Source organism: Gordonia sp. IITR100 (genome assembly GCF_002009645.1).
GTDB lineage: Bacteria > Actinomycetota > Actinomycetes > Mycobacteriales > Mycobacteriaceae > Gordonia > Gordonia hongkongensis.
On record NZ_MVKV01000007.1, the window covers coordinates 122545 to 141077 of the forward strand.

18 protein-coding genes are annotated in these 18533 nt (G+C 69.4%); 5 read left to right on the forward strand and 13 right to left on the reverse strand.

Translation table 11 applies throughout. The annotated features are described in order from the left end of the window. Nucleotides 1–45: 45 nt before the first annotated feature. Together gatA and gatC are read right to left on the reverse strand one after the other, a co-directional pair. Complete coding sequence (gene gatA / locus B1818_RS12595; protein ID WP_058252153.1) at nucleotides 46–1566, reverse strand: Asp-tRNA(Asn)/Glu-tRNA(Gln) amidotransferase subunit GatA; 1521 nt, start codon at nucleotides 1564–1566, stop codon at nucleotides 46–48. Next, the gene (gene gatC, locus B1818_RS12600) at nucleotides 1563–1874 is read right to left on the reverse strand and encodes an Asp-tRNA(Asn)/Glu-tRNA(Gln) amidotransferase subunit GatC (RefSeq protein ID WP_058252154.1); all 312 of its coding nucleotides are present in this window, start codon (nucleotides 1872–1874) and stop codon (nucleotides 1563–1565) included. Before gatC ends, gatA begins: the two co-directional genes overlap by 4 nt. Before the next feature lie 179 nt (nucleotides 1875–2053). On the opposite strand from gatC, the gene B1818_RS12605 reads away from it, so the two are divergent. After that, nucleotides 2054–2722 (forward strand): hypothetical protein, encoded by a 669-nt coding sequence (locus B1818_RS12605; protein WP_058252155.1) that lies wholly within the window; start codon nucleotides 2054–2056, stop codon nucleotides 2720–2722. 34 nt (nucleotides 2723–2756) lie between these two features. Then, on the forward strand, nucleotides 2757–3272 hold the full coding sequence (locus B1818_RS12610) for an O-acetyl-ADP-ribose deacetylase (RefSeq protein WP_058252156.1): 516 nt from the start codon (nucleotides 2757–2759) through the stop codon (nucleotides 3270–3272). Nucleotides 3273–3279: 7 nt separating this feature from the next. On the opposite strand, the gene ligA is transcribed toward B1818_RS12610, so the two are convergent. The 10 genes from ligA to B1818_RS12660 form a co-directional block, all read right to left on the reverse strand. Beyond that, nucleotides 3280–5370, reverse strand: a complete 2091-nt coding sequence (gene ligA / locus B1818_RS12615; RefSeq protein WP_058252157.1) for an NAD-dependent DNA ligase LigA — start codon at nucleotides 5368–5370, stop codon at nucleotides 3280–3282. A gap of 137 nt (nucleotides 5371–5507) precedes the next feature. Next, nucleotides 5508–5894, reverse strand: coding sequence for an MmcQ/YjbR family DNA-binding protein (locus tag B1818_RS12620; protein ID WP_058252158.1), 387 nt, complete (start codon nucleotides 5892–5894; stop codon nucleotides 5508–5510). 42 nt (nucleotides 5895–5936) lie between these two features. Further along, nucleotides 5937–6953, reverse strand: a complete 1017-nt coding sequence (locus B1818_RS12625) for a vitamin-B12 independent methionine synthase (protein ID WP_058252198.1) — start codon at nucleotides 6951–6953, stop codon at nucleotides 5937–5939. Further along, a complete protein-coding gene (gene mnmA / locus B1818_RS12630) occupies nucleotides 6950–8068 on the reverse strand; it encodes a tRNA 2-thiouridine(34) synthase MnmA (RefSeq protein ID WP_058252159.1) in 1119 nt (372 codons plus the stop codon). The genes B1818_RS12625 and mnmA overlap by 4 nt, the downstream gene beginning before the upstream one ends. Further along, nucleotides 8068–9288 (reverse strand): cysteine desulfurase family protein, encoded by a 1221-nt coding sequence (locus B1818_RS12635; RefSeq protein ID WP_175404333.1) that lies wholly within the window; start codon nucleotides 9286–9288, stop codon nucleotides 8068–8070. The genes mnmA and B1818_RS12635 overlap by 1 nt, the downstream gene beginning before the upstream one ends. A 69-nt stretch (nucleotides 9289–9357) precedes the next feature. Continuing rightward, nucleotides 9358–9837 carry a DUF4334 domain-containing protein gene (locus B1818_RS12640; RefSeq protein ID WP_058252161.1) on the reverse strand — a complete coding sequence of 160 codons (480 nt, stop codon included), beginning with the start codon at nucleotides 9835–9837 and terminating at the stop codon, nucleotides 9358–9360. Between the two features lie 63 nt (nucleotides 9838–9900). Further along, nucleotides 9901–10845: a 1-acyl-sn-glycerol-3-phosphate acyltransferase gene (locus B1818_RS12645; RefSeq protein ID WP_058252162.1), complete on the reverse strand. Its 945-nt coding sequence runs from the start codon at nucleotides 10843–10845 to the stop codon at nucleotides 9901–9903. Beyond that, nucleotides 10842–11828 carry a GNAT family N-acetyltransferase gene (locus B1818_RS12650; protein WP_058252163.1) on the reverse strand — a complete coding sequence of 329 codons (987 nt, stop codon included), beginning with the start codon at nucleotides 11826–11828 and terminating at the stop codon, nucleotides 10842–10844. The genes B1818_RS12645 and B1818_RS12650 overlap by 4 nt, the downstream gene beginning before the upstream one ends. A gap of 100 nt (nucleotides 11829–11928) precedes the next feature. Then, nucleotides 11929–12885 (reverse strand): electron transfer flavoprotein subunit alpha/FixB family protein, encoded by a 957-nt coding sequence (locus B1818_RS12655; RefSeq protein ID WP_058252164.1) that lies wholly within the window; start codon nucleotides 12883–12885, stop codon nucleotides 11929–11931. A 53-nt stretch (nucleotides 12886–12938) separates the two neighbouring features. Next, a complete protein-coding gene (locus B1818_RS12660) occupies nucleotides 12939–13724 on the reverse strand; it encodes an electron transfer flavoprotein subunit beta/FixA family protein (RefSeq protein WP_004019278.1) in 786 nt (261 codons plus the stop codon). 186 nt (nucleotides 13725–13910) lie between these two features. On the opposite strand from B1818_RS12660, the gene B1818_RS12665 reads away from it, so the two are divergent. The 3 genes from B1818_RS12665 to B1818_RS12675 are packed head-to-tail and all read left to right on the forward strand — an operon-like array spanning nucleotide 13911 to nucleotide 17565. Next, complete coding sequence (locus B1818_RS12665; RefSeq protein WP_058252165.1) at nucleotides 13911–14729, forward strand: bifunctional 2-polyprenyl-6-hydroxyphenol methylase/3-demethylubiquinol 3-O-methyltransferase UbiG; 819 nt, start codon at nucleotides 13911–13913, stop codon at nucleotides 14727–14729. A 2-nt stretch (nucleotides 14730–14731) separates the two neighbouring features. Next, on the forward strand, nucleotides 14732–16294 hold the full coding sequence (locus B1818_RS12670; protein ID WP_058252166.1) for a glycoside hydrolase family 57 protein: 1563 nt from the start codon (nucleotides 14732–14734) through the stop codon (nucleotides 16292–16294). Then, entirely contained in the window at nucleotides 16291–17565 is a 1275-nt protein-coding gene (locus B1818_RS12675; RefSeq protein WP_058252167.1) for a glycosyltransferase family 4 protein, read from the forward strand. Before B1818_RS12670 ends, B1818_RS12675 begins: the two co-directional genes overlap by 4 nt. Before the next feature lie 176 nt (nucleotides 17566–17741). Here B1818_RS12675 and B1818_RS12680 read toward each other — a convergent pair whose 3' ends face one another. Then, entirely contained in the window at nucleotides 17742–18488 is a 747-nt protein-coding gene (locus B1818_RS12680) for an acyltransferase (protein WP_058252168.1), read from the reverse strand. Nucleotides 18489–18533: the final 45 nt, after the last annotated feature.

Consider the following 18533-nt stretch of genomic DNA (forward strand, 5'->3'; position numbering starts at 1 on the left):
AGCCCCGCGACGGCGTGCACCGAGGACGGCACGCCGCCCCGGTCGTCAGACGATCGGCCCCCGAGCCGCTTCGTACGACGCTCCCACGCGGTACAGCCGGTCGTCGGCCAGGGCGGGCGCCATGATCTGCAGCCCGACGGGCATGCCGTCGTCGACCGACAGCCCCGACGGCACCGACATCGACCCGATGCCGGCGAGGTTCACCGGCAGCGTGCACAGGTCGAACAGGTACATCGCGAGTGGGTCGTCGACCTTCTCCCCGATCGGGAACGCGGTGGTCGGCGTGGTCGGCGAGATGAGCACGTCGACCTTCTCGAAGGCGGTGGCGAAGTCACGCGCGATCAGGGTGCGCACCTTCTGCGCCTGACCGTAGTAGGCGTCGTAGTAGCCCGAGGACAACGCGTAGGTCCCGATCATGATGCGGCGCTTGACCTCTGGACCGAATCCCTGCTCCCGGGACAGAGCCATGACCTCATCGGCCGAATGCGAGCCGTCGTCGCCGACCCGCAGTCCGTAGCGCATCGCGTCGAACCGCGCGAGGTTCGACGACACCTCCGACGGGAGGATGAGGTAGTAGGCGCCCAGCGCGTAGGTGAAGTGCGGACAGCTGACCTCGACCACCTCGGCGCCGCGCTCCTCGAGGAGCTTGACGGCCTGGTGGAAAGAGTCGAGCACGCCGGACTGGTAGCCCTCGCCCTGCAGTTCGGTGACGACACCGATCCGGACGCCGGCGAGATCCCGCTCGGCCCCTTCGCGGGCGGCCGAGACGACGTCGGGCACCGGCACATCGATCGAGGTCGAGTCCCGCGGGTCGTGCCCGGCGATGATCTCGTGCAGCATCGCGGTGTCGAGGACGGTACGGCCACACGGGCCGCCCTGGTCGAGCGACGAGGCGCACGCCACGAGCCCGTAGCGCGAGACCGTGCCGTACGTGGGCTTGACGCCGACCGTCGCGGTGACCGCGGCCGGCTGCCGGATCGAGCCCCCGGTGTCGGTACCGATCGCCAGCGGGGCCTGGTACGAGGCCAGCGCGGCGGCGCTGCCACCCCCCGAACCACCCGGGATCTTGCTGGGATCCCACGGGTTCCGGGTGAGCTGGTAGGCGGAGTTCTCGGTCGAGCTGCCCATCGCGAACTCGTCCATGTTGGTCTTGCCCAGGATCGGGATGCCCGCGGCGCGCAGGCGTGCGGTGACCGTGGCGTCGTAGGGCGGAACCCAACCCTCGAGAATCTTGGAGCCGCACGTGGTGGGTGCGTCGGTGGTGGTGAAGACGTCCTTGAGGGCGATCGGTACACCCGCGAGGGCCGACGGGGCGTCCCCGGCGGCGATCGCGTCGTCGGCGGCCTTCGCGGCGACCAGCGCTTCGGCGCCACTGACGTGGAGGAACGCGCCGAGTTGGTCGTCGATCTCGGCGATGCGGTCGAGGTGGGCCTGGGTGACCTCCACCGAGCTGACCTCGCGGGCACCGATCCGGGTGGCGAGTTCGGCGGCGGACAATCCGGTCAGATCACCGTCGGGACGCGGCGCGGCGACATGGGATCCGGGGGCGCTGGAATCGGGACTCACTGCTCTTCTCCCAGGATCTGCGGAACCGCGAAACGGTCCTGCTCGACGGCCGGTGCACCGGACAGCGCGGCTTCGGTCGTCAGACCCGGGACGACGACATCGGGGCGCAGCACATTCGCCAGTTCGGCCGGGTGGGCCGTGCCGGGCACGTCGTCGGCGGCCACTTCCGACACCGACGCGACGTGGGTCAGGATCGAGTCCAGCTGCTCGGCGTAGACATCGAGTTCGTCCTCGCTCAACGCCAGGCGCGACAGACGCGCCAGATGCGCGACTTCGTTGCGCGATATGGACTTCGGTTCGCCAGCCACCGCAGCGTCCTTCCTTCCATCACTGTTCGTTCGGGTCTCGTCGTCCCCGCCGTGTCGTCGACCGATGTCGTGTCGGCGTCTGGGCGACGTCTCCAGACTATGGGAACCCGCGACGACCGCTTCCCCCAGCCACCGGTTGGCAGCCGTGCACTGCGCGCCGCCCGCGCGTGGGTGCGAGAATGTCGCACGTGTCCTACCTGTTGCGGGTCTATCTCGAAGACCGGCCGGGCAGCCTCGGCGTGCTCGCCGTGCAGCTCGGCTCGGTCGGCGCAGACATCCTGTCCCTCGAGGTCGTCGAGCGCGGCAACGGTTACGCCGTGGACGACCTCGTCGTCGAGGTGGCGCCCGGGGCGCTGCCCGACAGCCTGATCACCGCGGCCGAGAAGGTCAACGGCGTCCGTGTCGACTCGATCCGCCCCTACTCGGGCGTGCTGGACACCCATCGTGAACTCGAGTTGGTCGATCAGGTGGCCACTGCCGGACGTGACCGGTTGCAGATCCTGGTGGACAACGCGCCCCGCGTCCTGCGCGTCTCCTGGGCGATGGTGGTCACACCGGCCAGCGGCGGCGTGCTGCAGCTCTTCGGCTCGTCCGGCGCCCCGGAGACCCCGCTGACCAGGGCGGACTGGCTACCGCTCGAGAGAGCCGTCGAGCTGGACGCCGACGGCGACTGGGTGCCCGGTGCCTGGCAGGACATGGACACCCGTCTCGCGGCGGCTCCCCTGGGATCGGAGTCGAGGGCGATCCTGCTCGGACGCATCGGCGGACCGGACTTCCGGCCGTCGGAGGTCGCCCGACTCGGTTATCTCGCCGGGATCGTCAGTACCGTGCTGCGCGCCGAGAGTTAGCCACAGCCGGTCGATCCGGAGGCATCATGGTCTGATGACGTCCATCACGTTGATACAGGGCGACATCACGACACAGTCGGTCGACGCGATCGTGAATGCCGCGAACTCCACACTGCTGGGCGGCGGCGGTGTCGACGGCGCGATCCACCGGCGGGGCGGCCCGGCGATCCTCGCCGAGTGCAAGGAGCTGCGGGCGGGCACCTACGAACGTGGACTACCTGTCGGCGAGGCCGTGGCCACCACGGCGGGAGACCTCGACGCACGTTGGGTCATCCACACGGTCGGACCGGTGCACTCCTACGACGAGGACCGCTCATCCCTGCTCGTCTCCTGCTACCGCGAGTCACTGCGCGTCGCAACCGAACTCGGTGCCACCACCATCGCCTTCCCGGCGATCTCGACCGGCGTCTACGGCTGGCCGATGGACGACGGCGCCCGCAAGGCGGTCGACACGGTGCGTGCCACGCTGCCGGAGACCTCGATCGAGGAGGTCCGTTTCGTCCTTTTCGACCAGCGTGCCTTCCGCGCGTTCGAGTCCGCTCTGGACTGATCGACGGTCACTCGGGGCTGCCGGTCTCCAGCAACTTCTTGAACGCGTCCTCGTCGAGCACCGGCACGCCGAGCTGTTCGGCCTTGTCGGCCTTGGTGCCCGGCGAATCCCCCACCACCACGTAGTCGGTCTTCTTCGACACCGAACCCGACGCCTTGCCGCCGCGTTGCAGGATCGCCTCCTTGGCCCCGTCACGGGAGAAGTCCACCAGCGAACCCGTCACGACGATCGTCTTGCCCTCGAGGGTCCGCGGGATCGACTCGTCGCGCTCGTCTTCCATGGAAACGCCTGCGGCGCGCCACTTCTCGACGATGTCTCGATGCCAGTCGACGGTGAACCAGTCGTGGATCGACTGGGCGAGGGTCATTCCCAACCCCTCGACGCCGGCGAGCTGGTCGATGTCGGCGGCCTCGATGGCCTCGAGGGAACCGAATTCGGTGGCGAGGGCGCGGGCGGCGGTGGGCCCGACATGGCGGATCGACAGCCCGACCAGCACGCGCCACAGCGCCACGTCCTTGGCTTTGTCGAGGTTCGCCAGCAACCGCTTGCCGTTGGCCGAGAGCGCCCCCGCCTTGGTGGTGAACAGATCCGTGCGGACCAGGTCCTCGGCCGTCAGCGAGAAGAGGTCACCCTCGTTGGTGAGCACCCCCGCCGACAGCAGGGCCGACGCGGCCTCGTAGCCGAGCGCCTCGATGTCGAAAGAACCCCGTCCGGCCAGGTGGAAGAGCCGCTCGCGCAACTGAGCCGGACAACTCTCCTGGTTCGGACAGCGGAGGTCGGCGTCGCTCTCCTTCTCCGGCCGCAGCGGCGTCTCGCAGGCCGGGCACAGTTCGGGCATCTCGAACTCCACCTCGGTGCCGTCGCGGAGATCGACGACCGGCCCGAGGACTTCGGGGATCACGTCCCCCGCCTTGCGGATCGTGACGGTGTCACCGATCAGCACACCCTTGCGCTTGACCTCCGAACCGTTGTGCAGGGTCGCACGCGAGACCGTGGACCCGGCGACGAGCACGGGTTCGAGAACTGCGAAGGGTGTGACCCGGCCCGTGCGTCCGACGTTGACCTGGATGTCGGAGAGCTTGGTGGTGGCCTCCTCGGGCGGGTACTTGTAGGCGATCGCCCACCGCGGCGCCCGCGAGGTGGAACCGAGGCGGCGCTGCACGGTGACGTCGTCGACCTTGACCACGATGCCGTCGATCTCGTGCTCGACGTCGTGACGGTGCTCGCCCCAGTAGGCGATCTTGTCGATGATCTCGTCGGCGCCGGACACCTTGGTGGTGTGGGTCGACACCGGCAGACCCCAGGCCCCGAGCGCCAGGTAGGCGTCGTGCAACGACTCCGGTCGCCAGCCCTCCGTGTGCCCGATCCCGTGACAGATCATCCGCAGCTTGCGACGGGCCGTGACCTGCGGATTCTTCTGCCGCAGCGAGCCGGCGGCCGAGTTGCGCGGATTCGCGAACGGCGGCTTGCCCTCCGCCACGAGCGAGGCGTTGAGCGCCTCGAAGTCCTCCACCCGGAAGAAGACCTCGCCACGCACCTCGAGGACCTCGGGAATCGGGTACTCCGCGGACTCGGTCAGGCGCATCGGGATGTCATCGATGGTGCGCGCGTTCAGTGAGACGTCCTCCCCGGTGCGTCCGTCGCCACGGGTGACACCTCGCTCGAGAACCCCGTTCCGGTAGACCAGCGCCAGGGCCACGCCGTCGATCTTGAGCTCGCAGAGGAAGTCGGCCCGGGCGCCGGCGTCGGCGACCACGCGGTCGACCCAGGCGCGCATCTCGTCGTGGTCGAAGACGTTGTCCAGCGACATCATTCGCTCGAGGTGGTCCACTGCGGAGAACGCCGTGGAGAAGCCGCCCCCGACGAGCTTGGTGGGTGAGTCGGCGGCCGCGAGTTCGGGATGCGCGCCCTCGAGCGCCTGCAGGCGTCGGAGGAGCAGATCGAACTCGCCGTCGGTGATGACCGGCGCGTCCTTCACGTAGTAGCGGAACTGGTGCTCGCGGATCTCCTCGGCGAGAGCGGTCCACTCCTCACGCAGGTCCGCCTCCGGCCCCGACTGCTCGGTGACCGGCTGACCCGACTCCGTTGTATCTGCCACGTTCCGAGGGTATCGGAGTGGTGGGACAGACCCAGCTCGTCAACCGATGCCTCGTTCGCGCGGTACTGCTTCCCTCCCGCTGATCGGATCCGATCAGCGGGACGGAGACGGGGCCGCGGGAGTTTCCGCGTCGACGATCACAACGGACCGAGCTTGGCCACCGACCGCTTCGGTGCGATCTGGCGGTAACTCGTGTCGAGGAGTTCGGCGACCTCGTCCCAGTCGGTCTCGTCGTCGAGGATCAGCCCCACCCAGCCGGCCGGGCCGAGGTAGGCGGGCAGGAAGAACCGCGGATCGTCCAGCAGCGCGGGCCGTTCGGAGTCGTCGGCGAGGACCAGGATCGATTGATCATGGCGCACCTTGCTGCCCTTGACGCCACCGCCGTAGTTGCCGAACATCTTGCCGCAGCGAAAGGTCGGGCGACCGTGCGCGACGACCTCGGTTGCGTCGGGCAGCGCGAGCGCGATCTCCCGTATGCGGCCCAGATAGGGATCCGCGTCGTCGAACATGATCGGGTGCGGCATACCGACGAGAATAGGTCTACGACGTCGGACCCGCAGGGGTTTTCAGAGCGCGGAGGGATCGCTGCCGAGCAGCTGACCGGCCTCCGCGGTGATCGCCAAGGCCGTCTTGGCCCACTTCGCCGACGCGCCGGCCAGACCACAGGTCGGCGTCACGATCACGTTGTCCGACAACACTTTGCGGTCCAGTCCGATGCGGTCGGTCAACGCGGCGAGTTCGGTCGCCACGTGTTCGGCGGCCAGCGGACGATCGGGTGCGGTCGACGGCACACGACCCGCGAGCAGGACGCCGCCGCGGTCGACGAGCATCCCGATCCCGTCGAGATCGGTCGCCGACGGTGTGGTGATGTCGATCGAATACGCAACCCCGGGAAGATGTTCGAGGAGATCCCACCGCGGTGTGCCGCAATCGTGCAAGACCACCGGGACGCCGACGTGGTCGACGAGTTCGGTGAGTGCGCGAGCCACCTCGACCGCCGGTATCGCCCGGATGGGGTCGAAGCGGGTCAGCGGCTTCACCGTGCCGTCGATGACCTGGCCGACCATCGGCTCGTCGAGCTGGACCACCACGCGCGCACCGAGCCGGCGTTCCACCTCGGCGACGTGCTCGCGCACACCCTCCGCCGTCGACTCGACGATGTCGCGGACGGCACCGTGGTCTTTCAGGACTCGTTGCCCGTTCGTCAGCTCGACAGATGCCGAGGTGGTGAACGGACCGGCCACCTGCACCTTGAAGGCGCGGCCGGTACCGATGAAACCCGCTGTCTCCCACAGCTCCTCGACGACGTCGAGGTCCTCGGCAAGCAGGTCCGCGGCGCGTCGGGCCAGACGGGAGTGGCGTTGCGCCAGCCGGTAACCCCATGTCGCGGTGTCCATCGGCAGGTCGACGAGGATCGCCGCCATCCGGCCGATCAGATCCGCACCGATACCTCGCGCGGGCAGTTCGACGAGGTGGGCGAGATCGAGTTCGCCGTTCACCACCGCGGCGGCGGCACGTGCGTCGGTGCCGGGCATCGACCCCACGCCGGTGCCCACTCCGGTGGGCAGTGCCGCTCCGGTCACCGAGACGCGACGACGGTCGGCTGCGACGAGGTGGTGGCGATGCGTCCGCACCCGACGACCTGGTCGCCGCGTCGGGCATCGGGCAGGTACAGCACCGCGGCCTGACCGCGGGCGACGCCGGTGAGCGGCTCCTGCAGCGCGATGTCGATACCGGGTTCACCGTCGATCGTGGTGGCGGTCGCGCGCACCGGCGCGAGCCCGCCGTGGGCTCGGACCTGCACCATCGCGTCGAAGGGCTCGTCCGGAGTGACCCCGGAGGTCCACACCGCACGCGTCGCGGTGATGCCCCAGACCTGCAGATCGGCTGCCGTCCCGACCGTCACCGTTCCCGAATCCGGGTCGATCTCGGTGACATAGCGGGGCTTGCCGTCGGCGGCCGGCGCCTCGACCCCCAGGCCCTTGCGCTGCCCGATGGTGAAGCCGTGGACCCCGTCGTGCTCGGCGAGGCGCTCGCCCGACGTCGCGTCCACGATCGCGCCCGGCCGGACACCGATGCGGGCTCCGAGGAACGCGCGGGTGTCTCCGCTCGGGATGAAGCAGATGTCGTGGGAGTCCGGCTTGTCCGCGACGGCCAGGCCGCGCCGGGCCGCCTCGGCCCGGATCTCGGACTTCGGGGTGTCACCGATCGGGAACATCGCCCGCGACAACTGATCACGCGTCAGCACGGCCAGCACATACGACTGGTCCTTGTCGGCGTCGACCGCTCGTCGTAACTCGCCGTCGGTCAGCTGCGCGTAGTGACCGGTGGCCAGCGCGTCGAAGCCGAGCGCCATCGCCTTGTCGGCGAGGGCCGCGAACTTGATCTTCTCGTTGCATGTAAGGCACGGGTTCGGGGTGCGTCCGGCCGCGTAGGCCTCGACGAACTCGTCGATCACATCGTCCTTGAACCGGTCGGCGAAATCCCAGACGTAGAACGGGATTCCGAGGACATCGGCGGCCCGGCGGGCGTCGGAGGCGTCCTCGCGCGAGCAGCATCCACGCGAGCCGGTGCGCAGCGCACCCGGAGCCGTCGACAATGCCAGATGAACTCCGACCACCTCGTGACCGGCCTCGACCGCCCGGGCCGCGGCGACCGCCGAGTCGACGCCGCCGCTCATCGCTGCCAGTACGCGCATCAGGAGATCCTTCCGCCGGGGACCGAGACCAGGCCGGCCGCCCGCGCCCGGTCGACGACCTCGTCGATGACCGCGGCGACCGCGTCGATGTCGGCCTCGGTGGTGGTGTGGCCGAGGGAGAACCGCAGCGACGACCGCGCGTCGGCCATGTCCAGACCCATCGCCAGGAGGACATGGCTGGCCTGGGCGACCCCGGCGGTGCAGGCCGATCCGGTGGAACACTCGACGCCCTTGGCGTCGAGAAGCATGAGCAGCGAGTCACCCTCGCAACCGGCGAACGACACGTGCACGTTCCCCGGGAGGCGACGATCGCCGTCGGCACCGTTGCGCACCGTTCCGTCGACGCCGAGGAGGACGTCGGTCAGCCGGGTCTGCAGGGCGCGGACGTGCGCGGTGTTCTCGTCGAGGTGCTCGACGCACCACGACAGTGCCGCGGCCATCCCGGCCGCACCGGCGACGTCCTGCGTTCCCGAGCGCACGTCGCGTTCGTGGCCGCCGCCGTGCAGCAGCGGCACGCATCCGACGTCCCGACCGAGCAGCAGGGCCCCGACGCCCTGCGGGCCGCCGAACTTGTGGGCGGTCAGGCTGAGCGCCGAGAGGCCGCTCGCGGCGAAATCGACCGGCAGATGGCCGACGGCCTGGATCGCGTCGGAATGCACCGGGACGCCGAATTCGGACCCGACCGCGGCGAGCTCGGCGATCGGCTGGATCGTGCCGACCTCGTTGTTGGCCCACATCAGCGAGATGAGAGCGGTCTCGGCAGCGTGCTCCTCGAGCTCCGCGCGCAGGTCGGCGGGCGAGACGACACCGTCGGCGTCGACCGGGAGCAGGACGAGCTCGGCGCCGGCCTGCTCGGCCAGCCACTGCGCGGGGTCGAGGACGGCGTGATGTTCGATCGCCGAGGTGATGATCCGGCGACGGCGGGGGTCGGCGTTCTGCTGTGCCCAGTAGATCCCCTTGACCGCCAGGTTGTCGGCCTCGGTGCCGCCGCCGGTGAAGACGACCTCGGAGGGCCGGGCGCCGACCGCCGCGGCGATGGCCTCGCGCGCCTCCTCGAGCCGACGACGTGCGGTGCGACCGGATCCGTGCAGCGACGAGGCGTTACCCGGCTGCGCGAAGACGGCCGTCATCGCCTCGACGGCTTCGGGCAGCATCTGCGTCGAAGCGGCGTGGTCGAGGTAGACAGGCGCCTTCACGGGCGGTCGGCTTGGCACGGGCATCGCTAGCAAGGATAAACGCGCGTAGGTCGCCGACAAATTCCGCGATCGGACGCGGAACGACAGCCCGCCTCAGACCCGCTCGAGGTAGAAGTACAAGTGACGGCCGTCGATGACTCCGCCTTTGCCGTTCATGATCCCCATCACCGTGGTGTCGTCGACGCGCTTGAAGTGGTCGATGACCGGCTGACCGTCGTAGACCATCGACGCGGTGATCTCGCCGCGGAACTCGATCGCCCACAGGCTGGCCTCGCCCTTGCCGAGCTTGGTGTTGGAGTAGAGGTTGCCGTTCTCGTCGCGGCACACCAGCGGTTGGACGTCGCTGCGTGAGGTGAACGTCTTGCCGAACCAGTTGGCCTTGGCGAGCGCGCCGTTGATGGCGTGCCCGGTGGTGAACTCGCCGCCCTTCCATGCGCCGAGCATCTCCTCGGGCCGCAGCGGCGACAGTCCCGCCCACACGGTGTCGAGGTCGGCGTCGTCGACCCGGCCGTCGACGTCCCGGAGTTCGAAGAACTTGGCGCGCGCGGCTTCTCGGGTCTGAGTGGACGTCATCGTCGGCCTCCTGGAGGTACGCGGTTGATCGTCCGCAGAGCTGCGGACGGCTACCGGAAAAACCTATATCAGGGAACGGTTGATGTCACTTTCCGCGGCCGGGAACCGCCCCGCCACGACGCGCTCACACCGACGCGCCAGCTCGCGACGATCTGCGCCGGGTTCCTCGGGCGGGTGGATGACCATCGTCACGACGAGACCACGCGCCCGCATGACCCGCCGCAGCGTGTCGGCCGGGGTGTCGGCGCCGATGAAACTCGGTGCCGTCGCCGTGGTCCCGTCGCTGCCGACGAAACGCAACCTCACCGGCACGACCGGCACGTCCGCATCGATCGCGGCCTGGAAGAACGCAGGTCGGAATGCACCGGCCGAGCGGCCGCAGTACGTGGTGCCCTCGGGGAACACGATCACCGACGAGTCGCAGTGCAGCCGCCCGGCCACGTCGCCGACCGTCCCCGGCAGACCGCGGAGTGTGCCGCGGTCGACGGCGATGACGCCGAACCGGCGCGCGAGGGACGACACCACCGGCATCCCGACGACATCGGATTTGGCCACCACGTCAGCAGGGCTGATCAGCGCGAGCGCCAAGACGTCGAGGAACGAGATGTGATTGGCGACCACGAGTCCGGCGCGGGTCGGGCCACAGCGCCGGTCCTCGACGCGGACGGCGATACCCAGGGCCGCCAGCAGTGCACCCGACGCGGATCGACGCAGGGGACGCGGCGGACGACGACGCAGCCGCGCCACCGCCCCGGTGGTCAGCGCCGCCCAGAAGATCCACACCACGACCACCACGAGTCGGCACAGACGCCACGCGACGATCGTCGCGCCGGTGACCGCGTCGAACCGCCCGGCCCGCGGTGCACCGATGCAACCGTCACCACAGGTGCTGATCGGGAACCACGGGTGCGCGAGCGCGCCGGCCGGGCGGGCAGGCGGACAGGCGGCGTGTTCGCGTCGGAAACGCTCGGAGCGAGGTCCGACCGGACCGACCAGCAGGGCGGTCATCGTGCCGCGCCCCCGGGCTCCGGCGTGGCATCCGTGCGGGCCGAACCCAGCCGTCGGGCACTCGATCGCAGCCGGTCGAGGTATCGCTTGTTGGCACCTTCGCGGTCGAGCAGGGTCAGGAAGTCCGCGACGTCGAAGACGTCGTCGACCGCCGGCTCGCCACAGATGCGGGCGCCGAGGCGGAGGTATCCACGCATCAGTGCCGGCATCGCGACCGTGTCGGACGGCACGATGTCGTCGAGCAGGCGTCCGCCGATGCGGGCCGGCGCCAGCGGGTGGGCGCGGCGCTCGGGGTCCTGGTGGTCGTCGCGCAGACGATCGCGCAGGGCGCGCAGCGACGAACCCGGCAGCCATTCACCCGGCGTGTGCAGGGGCACCGACACACAACCCATCAGGTATCGCAGGTCGGCGTCGTCCATGTACTGCAGCAGCGCCGCCCACATCAGCGCGGTCACCGACCCGTCGCGGTACTCGGAGTGGACACACGCTCGACCCAATTCGACGGTGGCGGAGACGATGTCGTTCATCTCGCGGAGGTCGAACTCGGTGGCCGAGTACCAGCCGCCGGCGGCGATCGCCCGCGCCGGGGAGAGCAGGCGCGCACACCCGACGACCCCGTCGTCGGCGTGGCGGACGATGAGGTGCTCGCAGAAGGCGTCGAACCGGTCGGCATCCCGTCCGGTGACCGCGTCACCGATGCGGTTGGAGAAGCCGGGTTCGTCGGCGAAGACGCGATACCGCAGTTCCTGGGCGGCGACGATGTCGGCGGGATCGTCGGACACGAGGACCCGGATGGGCCCCGCGGTGAGCAGGGTCGTCGGCACGGCCCGCGAGAACCGAGCGCGCGCGACATGGCTGGTGCGGACTGGCGACTGCATGGCGTTCATGACTCGAATGGAAACGAGACCGGGCATCGGCAGGACCACCGCAGCGTGTCGTGTCGGTGCGGGTTCGATGAACTCGGGCCGCCACCGGATGAACAGGCCTCGCCACGGCCACCTGCGGGTGAACGACCCCCGAACGCACGGTGACCCCCGACGGGGAGTCGGGGGTCACCGGGTTCTGCAGTTGATCAGCTCATGATCACTTGCGCTTCTTGACCTCTTCGGTCAGCTGCGGCGCGACGTTGAACAGATCGCCGACGACGCCGTAGTCGGCGATCTCGAAGATCGGGGCCTCTTCGTCCTTGTTGACGGCCACGATCGTCTTCGAGGTCTGCATGCCGGCGCGGTGCTGGATGGCGCCCGAGATGCCCAGTGCGACGTACAGCTGCGGCGACACGGTCTTACCGGTCTGACCGACCTGGAACTGACCGGGGTAGTAACCGGAGTCGACGGCCGCGCGCGAAGCGCCCACGGCGGCACCGAGCACGTCGGCGAGTTCTTCGACGACGGAGAACTTCTCGGCGCTGCCGACACCGCGACCACCCGAGACGACGATCGACGCCTCGGTCAGTTCGGGACGATCGCCGCCGACGTTCGGCTCGACCTTGGTGATCTTGACCGCGCCCTCGTCCTGAGCCGGGACCTCGACGTCGACACGCTCGCCGGCGCCGGCCTGCGGAGCGGCCTCGACGCCACCGGGGCGGATCGAGAAGACCGGGACCTCACCCTTGGCCTGGGCGTCGACGGTGTAGGCGCCACCGAAGATGGAGTGGATGCCCACGCCGCCTTCCTTGACGTCGACGATGTCGGCGAGGACGCCCGAGCCGAGGCGCACGGCCAAGCGGCCGGCGATCTCCTTGCCGTCGGCGGTGGCCGCGACGAGGATGCCGGCCGGCGAGGCGGTCTCGGCGATCGAGGCCAGCACGTCGACCTGCGGGGTGATGAGGTAGCTACCCGCATCGTCGGACTCGGCGACGTAGATCTTCTCCGCGCCGGCCTCCTTGAGTCCGTCGAGGATGCCGTCGGCCGAGCCGGGCTTGCCGACGACGACCGCCGACGGGGTGCCGAGTGCGCGGGCGGCGGTGATGAGCTCGCTGGTGACCTTCTTCAGGGCGCCTTCGGCGTCCTGTTCCACGAGAACGAGTACTTCTGCCATGGTGGTTTTCTCCTGAATGTCTGGGGGTTCGCCGGTGGTCTGCGTGGAGAAGGTCAGATGATCTTCTGGCCGACCAGGTACTCGGCGACCTTGGTGCCGCCGTCGCCTTCGTCGGTGACGCGCTCGCCCGCGGTCTTCGGCGGCTTCGGGGTGTTCGCCGTCACGACCGAGCCGGCGTTCTCCAGGCCCACATCGCTTGCCTCGACGTCGATCTCGGCGAGGGTCAGGACGGTGACCTCCTTCTTCTTGGCGGCCATGATGCCCTTGAAGGAGGGGAAGCGCGGTTCGTTGATCTTCTCGTTCACGCTGACGATGGCCGGCAGGCTGGCCTCGACGTGGAAGATGCCGTCGTCGGTCTCCCGCTCGCCCTTGAGGGTCTCGCCCTCCAGGGTCAGCTTGCGCAGGTGGGTCAGGTGCGGGAGCTCGAGGTACTCGGCGATCATGGCCGGGATGGCGCCGACGCGACCGTCGGTGGCCTCGTTGCCGGCGATGACCAGCTCGACACCCTCGACCGTGCCGAGCGCCCGGGCCAGCACGTAGGCGGTCTGGACCGCGTCTGAGCCGTGCATGAGGTCGTCCTTGATGTGGATCGCCTTGTCGGCGCCCATGGACAGGGCCTTGCGGATGGCGTCGGTGGCGCGCTCGGGACCCGCCGTCAGGATGGTGACCTCACCGCCGTCGGCCTCCTTGATCTTCAGCGCTTCCTCGACGGCGCGCTCGTTGATCTCGTCCAGGACGGCGTCGGCGGCCTCACGGTCCAGGGTGTAGTCGTCGTCGGACAACTTGCGCTCGGACCATGTGTCGGGAACCTGCTTGATCAGTACGACAATGTTTGTCATGGGTCTACGTCGACCTCCTGCATCGGGTTCGGCAACTTACCGGCGGGTAAGGCCATGGGTCCCCACCACTTTAGCGTCTCCTATGTTTCCACTAAACATCGACTACCTCACACAATGCACGCTACCGTTCGCTCGCTCGGTACGACGGCCCCGGCGGTCCCCGGGGCATGCCCTACTCTCTGTCAGATGACTGACGCAGACCTCGGATCGTCGCGCGGGACGGCAACCACTGGTCTCGAGGCGCTCGACACCGACCAGCAATTGGCGCTGACCGGCGAGCGGACGGTCCCGGGGATTCCCGCCGAGAACTACTGGTTCCGGCGCCACGAGATCGCCTACCGCCACATCGCCGACCGGTGCGCGGGCCACGACGTCCTCGAAGCCGGCTCCGGTGAGGGGTACGGCGCCGCGATGATCGCCGACGCCGGGGCGTCGTCGGTGGTCTGCGTCGACTACGACGCCGCCGCGGTCGAACACACCCGACGCCGCTATCCCCAGCTCGTCGTCCACCAGGGCAACCTCGTCGACCTCCCCCTCGCCGACGCCTCGGTCGACATCGTGGTCAACTTCCAGGTCATCGAACACCTCTGGGATCAGCCGCGATTCGTCGCCGAATGCCACCGCGTGCTGCGTCCGGGCGGGGTCCTGGTCATGTCGACGCCCAACCGCATCACCTTCTCCCCCGGTCGCGACACACCGCTCAACCCGTTCCACACCCGTGAGCTCGACGCGGCCGAACTCACCGAACTGCTTCTCGACGGCGGCTTCGTGATCGACGCGATGTGGGGAGTCGTGCACGGACCGCGACTTCGCGCCCTGGACACCAGATGGGGCGGTTCGCTCATCGACGCCCAGATCGAGCGTGCGCTCGCCGGCGTGCCCTGGCCGGACGAGCTGGCCGCGGATGTCGCCGGCGTGGTCGCCGCAGATTTCGACGTCGTCGATTCCGGCGTGTACGACATCGATGCCTCGCTCGACCTGTTCGCCGTCGCGTTGCGGGGCTGAGGGTGACCACCCGCACCGAACCCGTCGCGGGCCAGTTCACGCTGGTCCTGCACTCGCATCTGCCGTGGCTGGCCAATCACGGACGTTGGCCGGTCGGCGAGGAATGGCTGTATCAGTCGTGGGCCGCGTCGTACCTGCCGCTGTTCGACATGCTCGAGCGGCTGGCCGCCGACGGTTTCACCGACCAGCTCTCCCTCGGGATCACGCCGGTGCTGGCCGCGCAGCTCGACGATCCGCACTGTACGTCGTCGATGTACGAGTGGCTCGCCGACTGGCAGCTCCGGGCCACGCAAGCGGCGATGTCCCGCGACGCCGACCGAGCCGCGGCGGGCCGCCGTGAGTACCTCGACGCCCAGCGCGCGCTGGACACCTTTGCCTCCCGATGGCGTCACGGCGCGTCGCCACTGATCCGCGGACTGGCCTCGAGCGGTGTCGTCGAGATCCTGGGCGGCCCCCTGGCCCACCCGTTCGCACCGCTGCTCGACCCGCGACTGCGCCGGTTCTCGCTGACCGAGGGGCTCGCGGACGCCCATGCCCGGTGGGGTGTCGACCCGACCGGGATCTGGGCACCCGAGTGCGCCTTCGCGCCGGGGATGGAAACGGAGTACGACCGCGCGGGCGTGCGCCACTTCATGGTCGACGGGCCCGCCTTGCACGGCGACACCGCGCTGGGACGCCCCGTCGGCGACAGCGCCGTCGTCGCCTACGGACGTGACCTGACGGTGAGCTATCGCGTCTGGTCGCCGAAGTCGGGCTATCCGGGTCATGGCGCCTATCGGGATTTCCACACCTACGACCACGAGACCGGGCTCAAGCGATTCCGGGTCACCGGCCGGACCGTGTCCGGGCAGGACAAGAAGCCCTACGACCCGGCTCGCGTCGACGCGGTTGTCGACCGGCACGTCGAGGACTTCGTCGCGCATGTGCGGCAGCGTCTGGTCGACGAGTCCGCGCGGATCGGCCGGCCTGCGCTGGTGGTCGCCGCGTTCGACACCGAATTGTTCGGGCACTGGTGGCATGAGGGCCCGGTCTGGCTGGAACGGGTGCTGCGACGTCTGCCCGAGGTCGGGGTCACCGTCGGGACACTCGCGGGCGCAACGCAGGCCGGGCTCGTCGGCGCTCCCATCGACCTCCCCAGGTCGTCGTGGGGGTCGGGTAAGGACTGGCGGGTGTGGAACGGCCCGGCCGTGCAGCACCTGGTCGACCTGAACGCCGAGGTCACCGAGACGGCGCTCGACGCGGTCGCCAAGCTGCGGCAACACGGGAGTGCACGCAGCCGGGTCGCCGATCAGATCGTGCGCGAGGCGCTGCTGACCGTGTCCTCGGACTGGCCGTTCATGGTGTCGAAGGACACCGCGGCGCAGTACGCTGTGTCGCGAGCTCACACGCATGCGCATGCCACCCGCGAGATCAGCGACGCGGCGATGCGGGGCCGCGACGACGCAGCCGAGACGCTCGCCGCCGCCTGGGCGCGTGCCGACAATCTCTTTCCCGCACTCGATGCGCGCCGGCTGCACACGGCTCTGACCGCCGACCGGGTCGGCGTCGAGGGGGGAATCCGATGAAGGTGTTGTTCGTGTCGTGGGAGTACCCGCCGGTGGTGGTGGGCGGACTCGGCCGGCATGTCCATCACCTCGCCACCGAGATGGCCGCCGCCGGACACGACGTGGTGGTGCTGACCCGGCGTCCGTCGGGGACCGATGCGGTGACTCATCCGACGACGGACACCGTCGTCGAAGGTGTCCGGGTTCTGGCCGTCGCCGAGGACCCGCCGGAGTTCGAGTTCGGGCAGGACATGATGGCCTGGACGCTGGCCATGGGGCATGCGTTCGTGCGGGCGGGACTTCGGATTCTGCACGGCGGCGCCGGGAGCGGAACGAGCGGGTCGCGATGGGTGCCGGAGGTCGTGCACGCGCATGATTGGCTGGTCGCCCACCCGGCCATCGCGCTGGCCGAATTCTTCGATGTGCCACTGGTTTCCACGATCCACGCGACGGAGGCCGGGCGGCACAGCGGCTGGGTGAGCGGTCGGACGAACCGGCAGGTGCATTCGGTCGAGTGGTGGCTGGTGTCCGAATCCGACGCTCTCATCACGTGTTCGGCGTCGATGCGCGACGAGGTGAACCGACTGTTCGGCTACGACGCCACCGACATCACGGTGATCCACAACGGCATCGACATCCGTACGTGGCCGTTCGCCGAACGCGCTCGGACGAGCGGTCCGGCCGAGCTGCTGTTCGCCGGTCGGCTCGAATACGAGAAGGGCGTGCAGGATCTGCTCGCGGCGCTCCCCCGGATCCGCCGCAGCCATCCGGGTACGACGCTGACGATCGCCGGTGACGGCACCCAGCGGGACTGGCTGATGGAGCAGGCGCGCAAGCATCGGGTCGGCAAGGCGGTGCGGTTCGTCGGCCCGGTCGACCACACCGAGCTGGTGACGCTGATGCACCGCTGCGACGCCATCGTGCTACCGAGTCGATACGAGCCGTTCGGGATCGTGGCGCTGGAGGCGGCGGCGACCGGCGTGCCCTTGATCGTGTCCACGGCCGGGGGTCTGGGTGAGGCGGTTCGCGAGCCGGGCACCGGGCTGACGTTCGAGCCCGCGGATGTCGCCGGACTGGCCGCGGCGGTCCGGGCCACGCTGTCCGATCCGGGCGCGGCCGCGCAGCGAGCACTGCGGGCCCGGGCGCGGCTCACCGCGGAGTTCTCCTGGGCCGAGGTCGCCGAGCGCACCGCGAGCGTGCACCTCGCCGCGAAGCGTCGAGTCCGGCACGCGATCGGACGGCCCGACATCCCGGAACGCCCGCTGCCCGAACGGGACCCGGGGCAGGCATAGCCCCTGCTCCCTGAGGAGCCCGGAGCCTGCGGAACGCCTCCACCCCCTGCTCTCTGAGGAGCCCGGAGCCTGCGGAACGCCTCCACCTCCTGCTCCCTGAGGAGCCCGGAGCCTTCGGAACGCCTCCACCCCTGCTCCCTGAGGAGCCCGGAGCCTGCGGAGGGCGTCACGAAGGGTCACTCCCGCTCGGCCGCGGCCTTCTTCCGTTCGATGTCGGCGAGGGCGCGTTCGAGTTCGGCGCGTTCGGCGGCGTTCGAGGCCCAGTCGTCCATCCGGTTCTTGACCACCCGGGCGGGGGCGCCGACCGCGATGGCGTAGTCGGGGATGACGCCCTTGACCACCGCGTGCGAGCCCAGCACGCATCCTCGCCCGACGATGGTGTTGCGCAGCACCGACACCTTGGCCGCGACCCACGTGTCCGGCCCGATGCGCACCGGGCCCTTCACGATGCCCTGGTCTTTGATCGGCAGCGTGATGTCGTCCATCTTGTGGTCGAAGTCGCAGATGTAGCACCAGTCGGCGATGAGGGTGGAACCGCCGATCTCGAGGTCGAGGTAGGAGTTCACCACGTTGTTGCAGCCGAAGACGGTCTTGTCGCCGATGCGGAGGCTGCCCTCGTGGCAGCGGATGGAGTTGCCGTCGCCGATGTGGACCCAGCGACCGATCTCCATGCGCGCGAGTTCCGGCGTCGCGTGGATCTCGACGTTGCGCCCGAGGAACACCATGCCCCGCAGCACGATGTGCGGATTGGCCAGGCGGAACCGCGCCAGGCGGTAGTAGCGCACGAGGTACCACGGTGTGTACGCCCGGTTGCGTCTGATCCATCGCAGCGAGTCCAGCGTGAGAAAACGCGCCTGGTCGGGGTCGCGGCGTCGGCCCGCGCGCCGGCGGGACCGGTACGACGCATTCCACATGGTGGTCATGACCAGAAACCCTAATCGACGCGATTTTCGCGCACGATAGGCTCA

Excerpts from the sequence above, each read along its gene's own strand:
- B1818_RS12660 (WP_004019278.1), bottom strand. The coding sequence starts at position 13,724 with ATGACAAACATTGTCGTACTGATCAAGCAGGTTCCCGACACATGGTCC.
- B1818_RS12680 (WP_058252168.1), bottom strand. The coding sequence starts at position 18,488 with ATGACCACCATGTGGAATGCGTCGTACCGGTCCCGCCGGCGCGCGGGC.
- B1818_RS12675 (WP_058252167.1), top strand. The coding sequence starts at position 16,291 with ATGAAGGTGTTGTTCGTGTCGTGGGAGTACCCGCCGGTGGTGGTGGGC.
- B1818_RS12620 (WP_058252158.1), bottom strand. The coding sequence starts at position 5,894 with ATGCCGCACCCGATCATGTTCGACGACGCGGATCCCTATCTGGGCCGC.
- B1818_RS12610 (WP_058252156.1), top strand. The coding sequence starts at position 2,757 with ATGACGTCCATCACGTTGATACAGGGCGACATCACGACACAGTCGGTC.
- mnmA (WP_058252159.1), bottom strand. The coding sequence starts at position 8,068 with ATGCGCGTACTGGCAGCGATGAGCGGCGGCGTCGACTCGGCGGTCGCC.
- B1818_RS12655 (WP_058252164.1), bottom strand. The coding sequence starts at position 12,885 with ATGGCAGAAGTACTCGTTCTCGTGGAACAGGACGCCGAAGGCGCCCTG.
- B1818_RS12635 (WP_175404333.1), bottom strand. The coding sequence starts at position 9,288 with ATGCCCGTGCCAAGCCGACCGCCCGTGAAGGCGCCTGTCTACCTCGAC.
- B1818_RS12665 (WP_058252165.1), top strand. The coding sequence starts at position 13,911 with ATGACTGACGCAGACCTCGGATCGTCGCGCGGGACGGCAACCACTGGT.
- B1818_RS12605 (WP_058252155.1), top strand. The coding sequence starts at position 2,054 with ATGTCGCACGTGTCCTACCTGTTGCGGGTCTATCTCGAAGACCGGCCG.
- B1818_RS12645 (WP_058252162.1), bottom strand. The coding sequence starts at position 10,845 with ATGACCGCCCTGCTGGTCGGTCCGGTCGGACCTCGCTCCGAGCGTTTC.
- B1818_RS12640 (WP_058252161.1), bottom strand. The coding sequence starts at position 9,837 with ATGACGTCCACTCAGACCCGAGAAGCCGCGCGCGCCAAGTTCTTCGAA.